Here is a 15679-nt window from a genome sequence, read left to right on the forward strand (position 1 = left end):
AACATGTAAGCGGATTGCCTCCACTTTCGTTGTATCTTCATAATGCTTAAACTTTTGCCCTTTAACCGCCACAAAAATACACCCCCTAGAATTTCATCGGAATAACCTAGGGGTTTTTCCAATGTCTATTCTAAGGGGTGCACTTCACAGAGCCTTTGAAAGATTAGGGCTCTTTTTTTTATGCCTTCAGCATAGATGCTAACTTGAGGGATCAAGCTGTGAAGTTTTGAAATATGCGACGGAATTCATGAAGCAAAGAAGTTGAATGTTCATTTCGTTAGTGTCATAATTTAGGTTATTGACAATGAGGACAAATGTTCGGTATATTTTGTAAGTAATGCGGACAATTGTCCGAAAAGAGAAGAGAAAATTGGAGGAGGAGTATTCTTGAACGGCCCTACTATGGAGGTTAATTCTAACCTAGATTTTAGCAAAATCAAGAAAGGACCGATCGTTGCCGCACTCATTATTGGCGCATTTGTATCGATTCTGAATGAAACCTTGCTTAACATTGCTTTCCCAGAGCTCATGAGATATTTCAGCATCACGGAAACGACTGTACAATGGCTGGCTACAGCCTATATGCTCGTAGTCGGTATTCTTGTCCCTATAACAGCACTTTTGCAACAATGGTTTAGCACACGTCAAATGTTTCTCGGGGCAATGATTTTATTCCTTGCGGGTACGGTGATATGTGCGACAGCACCAATATTTGAGTTTCTGCTTGTTGGACGTGTTGTTCAAGCTTTGGGAACAGGATTAATGATACCTGTATTGATGAATACGATTCTTATCATTTTCCCTCCAGAGAAGAGGGGCGGCGCAATGGGATTGATCGGTTTGGTCATGATGTCCGCTCCGGCTATTGGGCCTACTTTATCTGGTCTTATCGTTGACTCGCTTAACTGGAGATGGCTTTTCTATCTGGTCATTCCTTTGGCGGTCGTTTCTATCGTCTATGCAGCGATTTATTTGAAAAATGTAAGTGAATTGACGAAACCAAAGGTAGACATTATTTCCATCCTGCTCTCCTCCATCGGTTTTGGGGGCATCGTCTATGGCTTTAGCAGCGCAGGAGAAGGCTCGTGGTCAGATCCTAAAGTTGTCTGGTGCCTGATTGTAGGCGGAATCAGCTTGATTTCATTTGTATGGCGTCAACTTGCGGTGAAGGAACCGATGCTCGATATGCGTGTTTTCCGTTACCCCATGTTTTCGCTCGTTACGGTGCTAATGCTTGTACTTATGATGGCTATGTTCTCTACAATGATCATGCTTCCGCTATTTTTGCAAAATGTCATGATGCTTACTGCACTTAGCGCTGGTCTTGTTATGATGCCCGGCAGTATCTTGAATGGTATTATGGCACCGGTCTCCGGTATTTTGTTTGACAAATTTGGACCAAGAGTGCTCGTTATACCGGGTCTCATCTTGATGAGTGTATCCATTTGGCTGTTTTCTGGAATTGATGCAGCATGGACGAGCGGATATGTTGTATTCCTGCATATCTTGATGATGATTGGTATCTCACTTGTGATGATGCCTGCTCAGACGACAGGCCTTAATCAGCTGCCGCGCAGATTGTACGCGCATGGTACGGCGGTTATGAGCACGCTACAGCAAGTGGCAGGTGCGGTTGGTGTAGCCTTGTTCGTCAGCATTATGTCGTCCGGCATGAGAGATTATATGTCTACATCCCCGGATCCGACCAACCCTGCTGAAGGAGTACCTGCAATGGTAGCTGGTCTTCACAGTGCGTTTATCGTCGGCGGAATTCTCTCTGTCCTCGCAATTCTTATCGGTCTCTTCATTCGCAAAACGAAGGCACCACTAGAGGATGAGCAGAAGCAGACTGCTTAATCAGATTTGTTCGAGTAACTTGGACAAAATACATCTTTTTAAAAATCAGAGGCAGCCAATAAGTTCAATGAACTTATTGGCTGCCTTTTTTTATCCTTAAAACGCTTTACTACCGCAATCTTCGCTTAACAATTAACTGTCTGAGTGCACCTGCATTTACAAGGACGGTTCCACCAATAATCGTAATGATACCAAGAAGTGTAATCCAAGAGATTGTCTCATCATAAAAGAGTACGCCGACTCCTACAGCAATCGGGGGGGAGATATAGAGCCATGTAGATGGGAAAACGGGATTCGTCTTTGCTACGAGCCAGTAGAATAAGGTATGCCCAACCATGGAACCAATCACAATCAGATAAATTAATGAGCCTGCCGTCTGAAATGATGCAAAGGATTCAAGCTGCACCTCTTCGGTGAACAAAGATAAAATGAACATCATCGCTCCGCCAACCATCATTTGTGCCGCGTTCATGGCTATCGGTGAAACATCGGACATACGGTTGATTACTTTTTTGGAATATAGCGCTCCTGTTGCATAGCAGCATTCTCCTATCAGTATGGCCCCGCAGCCGACAAGCCACAAGGGTGAGACATCCACCGAAAGATTGGGCAAAACTAACAGCAGTACGCCGATGCAGCCGATAATGCAGCCGTATAGCGAGTGTTTGGGAGATTTTTGACGAAGAATAGCCGTTTGCAGCAGCAAAATCATGATTGGTCCCGTAGCCGATAACACAGCCGCGAGTCCAGAAGATACATATTGCTCTGCCCAGTACAGCGTAGAGAAGGTTCCAAACGTCAGCGTAGCCCCAGTGAACAGCATTTCTTTGCGCAGCAGCAGGGAGAAGCTTGCCTTGCGTTTCCAAACCATCCAAAGAAACAGAATAGCGCCAGCCAGAAAAAAGCGAAGCCCTGCCGAGAAGAAAGGGGGAGCACCGGCATCTACTCCGATTTTAATTGCCAGAAAGGTTGTGCCAAATATAAGACATACGAGCGCATAAGCCAAAAAAATCATGTTCATTTCCCCTTTAGATGTCGGATCGAGATTGTATTTTGTTAATCATATAGGGAGTAAGGCAGAACAGATTGTATGGAACAGAACAGAAGGATAAATATTTCGTGTACAATAATGGAAATAGGTAGCGGCGAAGGGGGGTTATGAACAGATGAAAAAAGAAGCGGGAGCGCATCAAGCCCATCCGTTATTCCGGCAGGTGTATGATTATATCTTGAACCGAGTAGAGCGAGGGGAATGGAAAGCCCATCAAAAATTACCGTCGATACGATTGCTTGCTGAAGAAATCAATGTGCATCGGCTGACGGTATTTAAAGCCTATAGATTGCTAGCTGAGGACGGCAAAGTGTATGTAAAAGACAAATCGGGATATTACGTATCGGAGGACGATGCTTTTTCTGAAGGGTTGGAAGAGAGCGCCGTTGTTACCTCTTATGCAGTGAATAACTCGCTATCTGATATTCACCGAATTCCAGCTAAGTATCAGTTCTCTCAAGCGCTAATTGATCCTAATTTGCTGCCGAATTTGTTCTTATCGGACTATGTGAAAAAAGTGTTTGATCTATATCCTAAGGTTATGGGGACTTATGCCAGTGTTCAGGGCGATGAAGAGCTTCGCGAGTCGATGAGCCAGCATTTCAGAGAGCATCATCGATTACAGCTGTCATCGGAGGAATTGTTAATCACATCAGGTGCTCAGCAGGCCATAAATTTGATTGCACAGATTATGCTTGGGCCGATGGATGCGGTGTTGATTGAGCGACCGACCTACGGCGTAGCGATGGATATTTTTCGCAGGCAAGGCGCGCGGCTTATTCCTGTTGCGATTACACCGGAAGGTTATGACTTGGCAGAAGTAGAAGCCTTGATGCGCAAGCATAAGCCGCGTATGTTCTATATGAATCCAACCCACCAAAATCCGACCGGTTATACTGTTCCAGCTTGGCAGCGCAAATTGCTGGTGGAATTGGCGGAGCGTTACCGCTGCCTTATCGTGGAGGATGATCCATTCCGAGATATGTATTTTGTTGAGCCGCCCCCGCTTCCCTTATTCGCTTATGACACGGAGGGCTGGGTCATCTATATTAGCAGCTTCAGCAAATATATTGCGCCCGGTCTGCGGATTTGTGCTGCAGCCTGCCGCTATCCATTCATGGAGCAGTTAATCAAAGCGAAGGCGCTTGCGGATAACGGGACTCCGCAGCTTAATCAGAAAATATTTTTGCATTATTTCGCTTCACCGAGGCTGCAGCAGCATGTGGAAAAGCTTCGTATTGCGCTGCAGGTTCATAAAGAGATTATGGAAGAGGAGCTTGCCATAGCAGGCTGGGAATGGACGGCACCACAGGGCGGGCTTAATTTATGGGTTAAACTGCCAAGCGATATATCAGGAGAAGCTCTTCTAAAAAAAAGCAGGGAGCAATCCATTTCCTTCGTTCCCGGAGAAATATTTGATCCGCTCGGCGAGTTGAAATCGTGGATCCGGCTTAGTTATTCTTTTGCGAGTGAGGCATTATTGCGGGAAGGAATGCAGCGCTTAACGGCTTTATCGCGGACTTTATGATTGGAAAAAATATATTTAGTTGCTTAAAATATTTTTTGTAACATTGGCGTAACACCCCTGATGTAGTCTAATTCAGGAGGTGCGAGACATGAAAAAAATAATAGCCATCATTATACTGGCTGCAATCACAGCAAGTGTTCTTGCGGGGTGCAAGGACGACAATAATACGCGAGACGGAGAAGTAAATGCACAAATAGAAGATGTGGATTTTAGCTTTAACGTAGATCCAGAAACCTTCGCGCTTGAGATCGAGTCAGGTGGAATGACTGAAAAAGCATCGGAACCACTGGACAAAATGAAAGTTTCAAATGTAAAAAACAGCGGAGACCAAATTAGCTGGACCTATCCAGAGAAACAAATGGACGTTGAAATTGAAAAAAAAGCGAACTATGTAGATGTAACGATCAAATCTAGCAAGGCGGAGGAAAATAGCTTTGCATGGCCAATCGTAACGGGTGATGGGTATATGCTTCCATTAAACCAAGGAAAGTATATTCCAAGCGATGATCAGACGTGGAAAGAGTATTTGAGCGATCAAGAAATGAAGGTCATTGAGTCTTTTTCGATGCCATTTTTTGCAGCTGATAAAAGCGAATACTCGTTGATGTACATTATTAAAAACGCATATAACAATGAAATTGTTTTTAATACCGATAACGCTATCCAGTTTACTTTTCATCATGAATTTCCAGTAATTAATAAACAAAAGGAATATGGTTTTAGAATTTATGTAACGAAAAAAAATCCAACAGCTGTCGCAAAAACGTACAAAGATTATTTGATTGAACAGGGTGAATTCAAAAGCTTGGCGGATAAGGCTAAAGAAAATAGCAATATCGAAAAGCTTTACGGAGCACCGCATGCTTATTTTTGGGACAGAACGGTCATTTCAGAAGAAAATATACAATGGGCAAAGCTGAGGAGCAATCTTCCCGAAAAACTGAGATTATGGATTCAGGAGCTATTAAAAACTAAAGTGGAAGATGGAGCAGAGCTTTCATCCGCCTTTGACGATTTAAATCGTTTAGACTATGTAGACAAATACACGATAAACAGAATCGTAAAAAGTTTAAGTGCGGTCATGCAGCTAAAAGAATTTTATGATTCCAAAATATTTACTGACTTAGATGAAGAAGCTCAGCGATTATTAAGCAGCGGTATAGAAAATTTGAACGCTGTTGAATTGATAGATCTGAATAAACGATTGTTAAAAAGCGTGCTTGGTGCTGCAGTTGATCCCATTGAGAAGTGGGCAGATGCCAATACGATTGATGTCATAAAGGATATGAAGCAGTCTGGGCTCGACAATATGTGGATTGGTTTGGATGATTGGCAGGAAGGGTTTATTAAACCTGCGTTTGTCAAAGAGGCAGAAAGTCTTGGTTATTTAATTGGCACCTATGACTCGTATCATTCAATCCATGAACCAGGAAAAGAGAAATGGACGACGGCAAAGTTTAAGGATACTTTCCTTTACGAGCATGCGACGGTGACCGATAAGAATGGGAAAAAAATTGTAGGGTTCCAAGGAGAAGGCAGAAAGCTCAACCCAACGCTTGCCTTGCCTAGTGTCGAAGAAAGAGTAACATCGATTTTCAATACAGGTTTAGCTTTTAACTCATGGTTTCTAGATACGGATGGTACTGGAGAAATCTTCGATGACTATTCGCCAGAGCATATCACTACGGAAGAAGAAGATATTCAGGCTAGAATAAAGCGAATGGCGTATTTGCAAAAAGAATGGAAGCTCGTCGTTGGAACAGAGGGTGGCAACGATTTTGCTAACCAAACGGTTGCTTTTGCGCATGGAATAGAGACGCCATCATTCTCATGGATGGATAAGGATATGAGCACAAATAAAGAAAGCGAATATTATGTAGGAAGATATTATTCGAGCAACGGCGGAGTTCCTGAATTATTTGCTAAACAAATACCGTTAAAGGACAAGTACAAGAAACTGTTTTTGGATTCTAGCTACACGATCCCATTGTATAAGTTAGTTTACAACAATTCCGTGATCACGACTTATTGGTGGGGCTGGGGAACTTTAAAAATAGAAGATGAAATTTCGAATCGAATGCTGTATGAAATTCTTTATAATGTGCCTCCGTTATATCATCTAGATAAACATGAGTGGGAAAAACATAAGGAAACCATAGTGAATCATTCTAAGGTATGGTCAAGCTTTAGTAAAAAAGCGATAAAAGAAGAAATGACGAATTATAAGGTTCTAACAGAGGACAAACTCGTTCAGATGACGGAATATGGTAAAGCGTTGAAAGTAGTGGCTAACTTCTCGGAAGCTTCTTTTAACTTTCAAGGCGAGGTGATACCAGCGAAATCAGCGCTAATCCTTGATGGAAATGATAAAACGATTTATACACCGAAAGAGCCCACAAAGAAATAAAAAAGGAATGGGCTCTAATTTTCAGCTTTATTTATAGAGATTTCAACGATTTTTGTTTTCTTTTCAGTTGAAGTATACCAGTGTTTCACGGCTTCATAATCTGATGATGCTAAATCAGCCGACTCGATCATAAACCGATCTTTCTCGATCCATTGATAGCCGAGTATAGGCCAGATTGGAGTAGACATGTATTCGTTCGTTAACGCTGTAGATTCAAAAGGTATTTTTTCCATAGTTAATAAATCAACAGCAATCAGCGTATGACGAACAATTTCTCCGCCTTCGCTATAACCGTATCGTAACAGCAGCTCTGTTTTATCCGGAGATAGTTGATAGTCTTGAAAAATGCCGTCACCCAAAGCGAGACTTGTAATTGTGGAGTTGCTTTCCTTCACTAAAATGGTTGAACATTGCTTATTTCCACAACTGTACTTTAACAATATGAAATGTTCTTGAGTGGAGAGAGTGAGCGCTTCTGATTGGGTCCGCTCGATTTCGGTCTTGCTATCCTCTTGCGATTGTAAATATTGCTTATACGGAGGAATAGCGTTAATCTTTAGCTTTAAGTTTTCTCCATTTTCGTCTTTGACTATGAGTGTATCAGATGAATTCTCGGATGGTTTCTGTTCAATGGAAATGGACTTTTTTAATGGATCAGTTTGAAGACTTTTTATGATAAATAACACAGCTGTTGCGATTATCAAAAGAATAAGAAGAGGTAGCAGTAATTTTTTTCTCATCTAGTTTTGTCTCCACTTTAATTAATAATGAACTACAATTCTAAACGAAGATTTTTGCTCGTATGTTGCAGGCTATTGTGATTCATATTCTTCTACGAAATAGGAGAGAGAGGTTTCCCGTGAGTTTATCGAACTCGAGGGAAGCCTTTTTTTCATTGATGCAGTATTCTCCCGAGCAAATACAAGCTTCATAAAAAACACTTTACAACATGCCTAGGTTAGCATATATTTTACTCATACCAAAAAAGTTTCCTAAGGTAAACTAATTGTCCTTAAGTAAAATAAATTTTTTTTATTAATAATTTTGCTCTAGGGCAAAATTAATCCCTTATATTAACATGGAGGTGAATCGAATGGTATTTGATCCAAATCAGCAGTTCTCAAGACGAAACATCCTTAAGGTCGGAGCTGCCGGCGTACTAGGTGTGATCGGAGGCAGTTTCTTAAATACAAGTGCATTATTTGGCAGGTCTGCTCATGCGATGGGGAAGGAAGAAATGCATCATACGCTCAAAGACCAGATGAAACAAGGGATGGCGCATGGTTATGATCCGGGAACCGATTCAACGCCGGGGCTTGAAGCGGCAGTAAAAGCATTAACGGCTTTTGATTACGGGGTCGTTAGTACTTCTCCAGATGGCAGGACGATTAGAGAATACGATATACAGGCATGGGATGCTGAGGTGGAAATAGCGAAGGGCATTAAATTTCCAGGATGGACATTCAACGGCACGATTCCAGGGCCGACACTTCGTTGTACGGAGGGAGATATCGTACGAGTCAAGTTCGGGAACGGGTCCGCGCACCCGCATTCCATACATTTTCACGGTATTCATCCAACCCACATGGATGGTTTAGAGCCTATTTCGACGGGCAGTGAATTTGTGTATGAATTTGAAGCCAAGCCAGCAGGGCTGCAGCCCTATCACTGTCATGTTCCTCCGCTGATTAGACATATTCACAAGGGCCTATATGGTCACTTCATTATTGATCCTAAGAAACCAAGGAAACCTGCAAAAGAGCTAAGTATGGTCATGAATGGCTTTGATCTGGACTTAGATGGCGAGAACGAGGTTTACACGGTCAATGGCTACGCATTTGCGTACCAAGCTAGACCGATTAAGGTGAAAACGGGTGAGCTGGTTCGTATTTATTTAAGTAATTTAACGGAATTTGATCCGATTAACTCCTTTCACTTGCATGCTAATTTCTTTCACTATTATGCCACCGGCGCTGACCCAGATGCGAGGCCGCAATATACAGATACGATTATGCAGTGCCAAGGGGAGAGAGGCATTATTGAAGTTACGTTTCCCGCTCCTGGAAAATATATGTTCCATGCTCATCAAAGTGAGTTTACGGAGCTCGGCTGGATGGGGTTTTTTGAAGTCGGTTAAGTAGAGGGGGTGTGCGATGTGCAAAGTGAAATAATAAATAAAAAGCTGGGTAAAAAAGCAGTCTGGCTGCTTGGCATAATGCCCTTGCTGCTGCTGGCTGGCTTGATTTCTGTTATCGCTTCATGGGGTACAGGTGTAGAAGAACAGCAAGCGGCCCCGATTGAAGTGCTCAATTTTGAACGTATTATTTTGACGGATGATGGATTTGAAGTTCGTATACTTAATTCTGGGCCAAAGGAGCTGACGGTTGCTCAAGTTGTTGTCGATGATTCTTTTTGGAATGCTTCCTACTCACCTAGTTCTACGCTTGAGAGATTCGGCAGCTCGACGATCTATATTCCTTATCCTTGGGTGGAGGGAGATCCTCATCAAATTAAGCTTATCACCTCTAACGGACTAATATTTATAGGGGATGTACCTGCTGCAATGAAAACGCCAACTGCCGATACCAATCGATTTCTGCAATATTCACTAATAGGTTTTTATGTCGGTGTCGTTCCAGTTGGGCTGGGATTGCTATGGTATCCTTTTATGCGTCGCTTCTCAAGCAAAGGCATTCAGGCGGTATTGGCATTTACAGTTGGACTTTTATTTTTCCTTGCTGTGGATACCATACAAGAAGGATTAGAGCTTGGTGCGGAAGCACCCGGCGTATTTCAAGGCACAGGCCTAGTCTGGTTCGGTGCGGCATTAAGCTTCTTATTCCTAATAGCCATTGATCAGACGAAATCCAAAAAGGCAATCCAGCATAATGATCCTGGCAAGCAGGTATCCTTCAAAATCGCGAGTGGAATAGGTCTCCATAATCTCGGTGAAGGGCTTGCGATAGGTGCTGCTTTTGCCGCGGGTGAGGCTGCGCTTGGATCCTTCCTTATTATTGGGTTTACGCTGCATAACATTACTGAAGGGATTGGCATAGCGGCGCCGCTTTTAAAAGCAAAACCAACGTACAAGACTTTCCTCGCATTAGCACTCTTAGGCGGCGGTCCTGCTATTATCGGAACGTGGATCGGTGGATTTGTATTTAATCAAACGCTGGCGGCCTTATTCTTCGGTATTGGTGCAGGGGCCATTATACAAGTTATTTATGTCATTTTTAAAATGATGGTTAGGGATGCAAAGGCTGCAGAAGCACCTGCCGTTTCGTGGCTCAATTTCTCAGGTTTAACACTTGGCATTTTGCTGATGTATGTAACAGCTTTGTTAGTTAACTTCTAGAACCAAACGGGAATGGGGAGTTCAGAATGCCGAATATAGGTGTTGCAGGAATTGTATTGCTTGTGATTTTAGGCTTGCTGCTGTTTGGACCATCCAAGCTGCCTCAGCTTGGGCGAGCGATTGGAACGACGCTGTCAGAATTCAAAAAAGGGGCAAAAGGACTGATAGACCCGGATGAAAAACCCGATCAGCCGAAGGAGCGCGAATGATCAAACAAGCGAAGAGCCGTCAGCATAATGCTAACGGCTCTTGTTTATTTGCGTATGAATTTAATCTGCACGCTTTTTTCGTTCAATTAATATGGTCAAGCTGACAAGTGTAACAAATATAGTCGCTCCCATATCGGAGAGAATGGCAATCCATAAGGTGAGCCAGCCGGGAATGGTAAGCAATAATGCGATTATTTTCAGTCCGAGCGAGACGCAAATATTAAAGCGGATGACGCGATTGACCTTTTTGGCAATGGAAACGGCTTCGGGCAGCTTGCCCAAATGATCCTGCATGAGGACGATATCGGCTGTTTCAATCGCACTGTCTGTTCCTTTGCCCATCGCAATGCCGAGCTGCGCAGAGGCTAGAGCAGGAGCGTCATTAATACCGTCACCTATCATCGCCACATGGTGGCTTGCTGAAAGCTCTTTAATCTTCTTCACTTTATCTTCCGGCAGAAGATTGCCATAAAACTCGGATACCCCGACGGCGGAAGCGACTTTCTCCGCTGTCTTCTGATGATCCCCGGTAAGCATAATGGTACGCTTGATTCCCAGCTTGTGTAAGGATGCGATTACAGACCGGCTTTCCTCGCGAATTTCGTCTGAAATGCCAAACATACCGAGTACTTGCTGCTCGTCTGCCACCAATACAAGAGTAAGACCGTCATTTTTTAATTGTTCTATGCGATTTTGGACAGAATCCGGAATCGTAATATGCTCGATGCTTTTTTCATTTCCAAGCCAGTATGCAATGCCGTTAACCTTCGCTTTAATTCCTCGACCTGATATCGTTTGAATTTCATCCGGTTCTGGTATTGTCATATTTCTGCTCGCTATTTCCTTCATAATCGCTTTCGCCAGCGGGTGGGAGGACGATTTCTCGATAGCTCCAGCTGCTTGGAAAAACCGTTCTTCATCATACGCTTCCAATTTGGCAACATGCGGTTCGCCTTTTGTTAACGTGCCTGTTTTGTCAAAAGCAAGCGTGTCGATCTTGCCAAGCTGCTCTAGAAATACGCCGCCTTTGACGAGTACGCCGTTCCGTGCATTTCTTGTAATGCCCGATACAATAGCAATTGGCGAAGAAAGAATTAATGCGCAAGGGCAGCCTACAATTAATACGGATAAACCTTGATAAAGCCATGTAATCCAGTCTCCCTGAAAGAGGAGCGGAGGAATAAGGGCAACAAGTGCAGCAACAATCATAATGAGCGGCGTATAATATTTAGCGAATTTATTAATGAAAAGCTCCGTTGGCGTTTTGGTCTCCTGTGCTTCTTGAACGAGATGAAGAATTTTTGCCAAGGAGGAATCCTTGTATGCTTTATCAATTTGAACGAGAAGCAGCCCTTCGTTGTTAATGCTTCCCCCGTAAACGGGCTCTCCAGCTTCCTTCTCAACCGGCAGTGATTCACCTGTGATTGCCGATTCATTCACCGAGCTTTTTCCTTCAGAGACGATGCCGTCCGAAGGAATTTTTTCACCTGGCTTAATTTTTACAAGATCGCCGATTTGAAGAGAAGCAATCGGAACGATAATCTCTTGGCCATTTTCTACTTTTAAAGCTTCTTTAGGCGCAACTTGAAATAAAGCTTCCATGGAGCGGCGCGCCTTTTCCATACCATAACCTTCAAGCAGCTCATTTAGTCCAAACAAGATGGCAACGAGAGTAGCTTCCTTCCACTCACCAATGGATACAGCTCCGATTAACGCAATCGTCATTAAGGTATCGATATTAAACTTCATTTTAATTAAATTTTTAAGTCCGCGGAAAAATGTGGTGTAGCCACTAATAATCGTTGCGGTCAAATATAATAGAATGACTGCTTGTTTGTCGAGCACACCATCAAGGAATAATGCGGCAACATAGATGATGCCCGATACGATGAGCAATTTGAGCATATTTGAATGGCCTTCGGAATGACTGTGATCGTGATCATGATCATGTCCAGCATGACTATGGGAACTATGATCGTGTCCCGTATTTGCTTCCGAGCTTGCTTCGATATAGGCATTGTCTGACTTTAAAATTTTCTTAACTGCAGCCATGGAAATTTGCGGATCAACCGTTAATTTTCCTGAGTTGTAGCTGAGCTTTGCATCCGAGCCATGCTCCAATTGTTTAATCTCTTCCTCCATTCGGAGGGCACAGCCGCCACAAGAGAGTCCCTTTATTCGATACTCATTCATAAGACATCCTTCTTCCAGTTGAATATATGAATACTTGTTCATATAATATGCAATTCCAACATTTATGTCAAACGTATTTTCTCCATTCCGCTATAAATTCATGTAAACACCATTCGGTTTGTTAGAATCCGTACACATCTGAACGCCATAAATTCAAGTAGACAAGGAATGGTAATTCCAATAGTATGAAACCAACGTTGTTATCATAAAGGCAAGCGGCTAGCCAGTATTTCAATCGGAGGAATGAATATGCAAATATTGATCGTGGACGATGAAATGATCATTCGTAATGGCATAAAAAATATGATGCTGTCGTACAGCAAGCCATTTACAAGCATCCGTACAGCTGAGAATGGGGAGCAGGCTTTAGCTTTCATTGCTGAGTATCCCCCCAATATCATCATTACGGATATTCGGATGCCAAGGATGGATGGACTGCAACTTTGCAAGCGCATTCATGATATCTATCCCTATATTAGAGTTGTTGTTATTTCCGGTTTTGCGGAGTTTGAATATGCGAAACAATGTATGGCGTACGGTGTGAAGGAGTATATGCTTAAGCCCGTTGTGAAAAAGGACATTCATGAAATGCTGGATAAAATATTGCCTGCTATGGAAAAAGGTGTCGTTGCGCCGACGCACTCGAAGAAATGGCTCGATGAGATGACGGAGCATATTTGGCAGCTGCGGTTGCCCGATTTGGATAAATGTTTGGATGATTGGCTTAGCTATTGCGGAGAAAGAACAGATCATCCACAGCAGTTAAATGAGCTATTGGAGGATTCCTTTCAAGCGGTATTGGATCGATTGCAGGACAAGGGCCATCAATACACAGGGATCGCTGCCGCTGCTATAGAGAAAAACACTTTAACTGATGGAAAGCAAAGCTTTCGCGACAAAATCCACTCTGTAACGGATGAGCTTGCTTTGCGAAGAGGCGGCTTTAAGGATTTAATGACTGAGGTCAGAGCTTATATCGAGAAGAACATTGCGAAGGAAGTCACGCTCGAAGAGGTTGCCAATCTGGTCGGCCTGACGCCTAATTATTTTAGTTTGTACTTTAAAAAAACGACAGGGGTCACCTTCGTGAACTACCGAATGACCAAACGAATAGAAGCAGCGGAGCAGCTGCTCGCGCAGCCTCACTACCGAATTGTCGATGTCGCGCATGAGATCGGATACGAGGACTATTCTCATTTTGCAAAAACCTTTCGGAAAGTGAAGGGCATCACACCAACCGAATTTCGCAGCAAGCTGGGGATTAAATAAATGATGAAGCGGCGAAAGGGACTATTTTTCCGGTTGTATATGTATTTCATCATCGTCATCCTTGTACCTTTATTTGTTCTAGGTGTGTACACCTACTATGGAGCGACAGAGAGACTTCGCGATCAGGCGGAGGCGAACATGGCACAGGTCGTCAACATTACGTCGCACCATTTGGAACAATATATTCGGAGTTATGAGAACTCAACGTTGTCGCTGCTTACTAATTTGGATATTAAAGAGTATTTGGATGTGGCGCCGGAGCTCAATTATGAAAATTATTTTTACTCATCCAGAATCAAGACGTATGCGTTTGAACCGATATTGATTCGTCACCCTGAGGTGCTCGCTTTGTACGTCGTTGGAAAGGACGGACGCTCTGTCGGCGTGAACAATAATGCATCCCTCGACTTTACAAGCCCCTCTGCCAAAAAATATGTAGAAAATCGATTCTCAGACATTCCAGATAATGGCCAAATCGTCATTTTGAACGATAGCATCAGCTCCGTGCAGAAAGGCCAATCTATCACGCTTGCCCGTAAAGTAAGAGGACTTCGGTCGATGGATTATAAAGGTGTTCTCGCCATTGAGATCAAGAGCACGGAGTTATCTACGCTTTGGAAAGGCATTGATTTAGGTCCCCAAGGCTTATTTCATATTGAGGATCGGCAGGGAGAAGTTGTTTACCATACCGATTCTAGCAAGATTGGCCAAAAGCTGTCCTCTCAAGCGAAGCGTGAACTGCCAGAAGGAAAGGCTGTGTCCTTCATAAGCAAGGAAGCCGGGGAAGAGAGGTTTACGATTGCCCGCCATTCCAGCTATACGAATTGGGATTTGCAAATATCGATTCCGATGAAGGATTTGCGCCAACCGATCATCGGCATTCGAACGAACATTATATGGATCGGCTTTGTAACATTGATATTAGGGCTGCTGATTGCTTATCGGTTCAGCTACTCGATCACAACGCCTATTCAAAAGCTTAGACGCGGCATGAAGCAAGCGGAGAAAGGGGACTGGACCCGAATTCCGTTAAATGGAAAGCAGGATGAGGTGGACGAGCTAGTTGTAAGCTACAATTCTATGGTCAATAAATTATCGGACCTGATCGAGCAGGTCTATACAGCGGAAAGCACCAAACGTGAAGCGGAGCTTGAGCGGCAGAAAGCAGAGCTGCAAGCGCTCCAACTGCAAATTAATCCTCATTTTCTGTACAACACGCTGGAGACGATTGTTTGCTTCCCCGCTGTACAGGATTCGGATGAGGTATCGGAAATTGTAAAAAACATGGCTTATATGCTGCGCTATGCTGTCCAAACGAGTTTGGAGGAAATTACGGTCGTCAACGAGCTGAAGCATGTGTTGAATTACATGGCGATCCTGAAGCATCGGTTCGGCAAGGAGTTCGAGATCGATGTGGAAATTCCGCCAGATTATTTGCTGAAGAAGATGGTCAGGCTTACCCTTCAGCCCATCATCGAAAATGTGTTTCAACATGCTTTTTTTGAAGGCATCGAGGACAAGCATCGGATCGAAATACGGACGGAAGAGACGGAGAGCTTTTTTGTTGTGTCGGTTAAAGATAATGGCTCTGGTATGAGCGAATCTACCCTGCTGCAGCTTCGAAGCCGCTTGGAGACGAAGAAGCTGACCGAAGTGAAGGAAGGCAAGGGAGGAATCGGCGTCCTGAATGTCCACCGCCGCATTCAGCTCGTATTTGGCGACGCATACGGATTAGAGATAGAGAGTGAATTAGCAGTCGGAACGGTCATTCGAATGATCATGCCCAAATCGTAAAAAAAACCATACCGAC

11 protein-coding genes are annotated in these 15679 nt (G+C 43.5%); 8 read left to right on the forward strand and 3 right to left on the reverse strand.

Features of this window, described 5'->3' with window-relative positions; genetic code table 11:
• Positions 1-402 precede the first annotated feature (402 nt).
• Positions 403-1857: a DHA2 family efflux MFS transporter permease subunit gene (locus AC1DOV_RS22515; RefSeq protein WP_477551205.1), complete on the forward strand. Its 1455-nt coding sequence runs from the start codon at positions 403-405 to the stop codon at positions 1855-1857.
• 109 nt (positions 1858-1966) lie between these two features.
• Here the strand turns inward: AC1DOV_RS22515 and AC1DOV_RS22520 are convergent, their stop codons facing one another.
• Positions 1967-2872 (reverse strand): DMT family transporter, encoded by a 906-nt coding sequence (locus AC1DOV_RS22520; RefSeq protein ID WP_477551137.1) that lies wholly within the window; start codon positions 2870-2872, stop codon positions 1967-1969.
• A gap of 151 nt (positions 2873-3023) precedes the next feature.
• Between AC1DOV_RS22520 and AC1DOV_RS22525 the strand changes: the two genes are divergently transcribed.
• Positions 3024-4436 carry an aminotransferase-like domain-containing protein gene (locus AC1DOV_RS22525; RefSeq protein WP_477551138.1) on the forward strand — a complete coding sequence of 471 codons (1413 nt, stop codon included), beginning with the start codon at positions 3024-3026 and terminating at the stop codon, positions 4434-4436.
• An 88-nt stretch (positions 4437-4524) separates the two neighbouring features.
• Complete coding sequence (locus tag AC1DOV_RS22530; protein WP_477551139.1) at positions 4525-6843, forward strand: glycoside hydrolase; 2319 nt, start codon at positions 4525-4527, stop codon at positions 6841-6843.
• Between the two features lie 14 nt (positions 6844-6857).
• On the opposite strand, the gene AC1DOV_RS22535 is transcribed toward AC1DOV_RS22530, so the two are convergent.
• On the reverse strand, positions 6858-7583 hold the full coding sequence (locus AC1DOV_RS22535) for a hypothetical protein (protein ID WP_477510272.1): 726 nt from the start codon (positions 7581-7583) through the stop codon (positions 6858-6860).
• 533 nt (positions 7584-8116) lie between these two features.
• Between AC1DOV_RS22535 and AC1DOV_RS22540 the strand changes: the two genes are divergently transcribed.
• The 3 genes from AC1DOV_RS22540 to AC1DOV_RS22550 are packed head-to-tail and all read left to right on the forward strand — an operon-like array spanning position 8117 to position 10407.
• The gene (locus AC1DOV_RS22540; protein ID WP_477551206.1) at positions 8117-8980 is read left to right on the forward strand and encodes a multicopper oxidase domain-containing protein; all 864 of its coding nucleotides are present in this window, start codon (positions 8117-8119) and stop codon (positions 8978-8980) included.
• 18 nt (positions 8981-8998) lie between these two features.
• Positions 8999-10198 carry a ZIP family metal transporter gene (locus AC1DOV_RS22545; protein WP_477551140.1) on the forward strand — a complete coding sequence of 400 codons (1200 nt, stop codon included), beginning with the start codon at positions 8999-9001 and terminating at the stop codon, positions 10196-10198.
• 26 nt (positions 10199-10224) lie between these two features.
• A complete protein-coding gene (locus tag AC1DOV_RS22550; RefSeq protein WP_076269692.1) occupies positions 10225-10407 on the forward strand; it encodes a twin-arginine translocase TatA/TatE family subunit in 183 nt (60 codons plus the stop codon).
• A gap of 60 nt (positions 10408-10467) precedes the next feature.
• Here AC1DOV_RS22550 and AC1DOV_RS22555 read toward each other — a convergent pair whose 3' ends face one another.
• A complete protein-coding gene (locus tag AC1DOV_RS22555) occupies positions 10468-12600 on the reverse strand; it encodes a heavy metal translocating P-type ATPase (protein ID WP_441877247.1) in 2133 nt (710 codons plus the stop codon).
• Positions 12601-12849: 249 nt separating this feature from the next.
• Between AC1DOV_RS22555 and AC1DOV_RS22560 the strand changes: the two genes are divergently transcribed.
• Together AC1DOV_RS22560 and AC1DOV_RS22565 are read left to right on the forward strand one after the other, a co-directional pair.
• Positions 12850-13869: a response regulator transcription factor gene (locus AC1DOV_RS22560; protein ID WP_477551141.1), complete on the forward strand. Its 1020-nt coding sequence runs from the start codon at positions 12850-12852 to the stop codon at positions 13867-13869.
• The gene (locus tag AC1DOV_RS22565) at positions 13870-15663 is read left to right on the forward strand and encodes a cache domain-containing sensor histidine kinase (protein WP_477551142.1); all 1794 of its coding nucleotides are present in this window, start codon (positions 13870-13872) and stop codon (positions 15661-15663) included.
• The last annotated feature ends 16 nt before the right edge of the window (positions 15664-15679 follow it).

Source organism: Paenibacillus sp. 01T47 (genome assembly GCF_056398245.1).

Bases quoted from the DNA above. Each gene is read 5' to 3' on its own strand.
- AC1DOV_RS22555 (WP_441877247.1), bottom strand. From the start codon at position 12,600: ATGAATGAGTATCGAATAAAGGGACTCTCTTGTGGCGGCTGTGCCCTC.
- AC1DOV_RS22560 (WP_477551141.1), top strand. From the start codon at position 12,850: ATGCAAATATTGATCGTGGACGATGAAATGATCATTCGTAATGGCATA.
- AC1DOV_RS22525 (WP_477551138.1), top strand. From the start codon at position 3,024: ATGAAAAAAGAAGCGGGAGCGCATCAAGCCCATCCGTTATTCCGGCAG.
- AC1DOV_RS22515 (WP_477551205.1), top strand. From the start codon at position 403: ATGGAGGTTAATTCTAACCTAGATTTTAGCAAAATCAAGAAAGGACCG.
- AC1DOV_RS22520 (WP_477551137.1), bottom strand. From the start codon at position 2,872: ATGATTTTTTTGGCTTATGCGCTCGTATGTCTTATATTTGGCACAACC.
- AC1DOV_RS22530 (WP_477551139.1), top strand. From the start codon at position 4,525: ATGAAAAAAATAATAGCCATCATTATACTGGCTGCAATCACAGCAAGT.
- AC1DOV_RS22540 (WP_477551206.1), top strand. From the start codon at position 8,117: ATGGCGCATGGTTATGATCCGGGAACCGATTCAACGCCGGGGCTTGAA.
- AC1DOV_RS22535 (WP_477510272.1), bottom strand. From the start codon at position 7,583: ATGAGAAAAAAATTACTGCTACCTCTTCTTATTCTTTTGATAATCGCA.
- AC1DOV_RS22550 (WP_076269692.1), top strand. From the start codon at position 10,225: ATGCCGAATATAGGTGTTGCAGGAATTGTATTGCTTGTGATTTTAGGC.
- AC1DOV_RS22565 (WP_477551142.1), top strand. From the start codon at position 13,870: ATGATGAAGCGGCGAAAGGGACTATTTTTCCGGTTGTATATGTATTTC.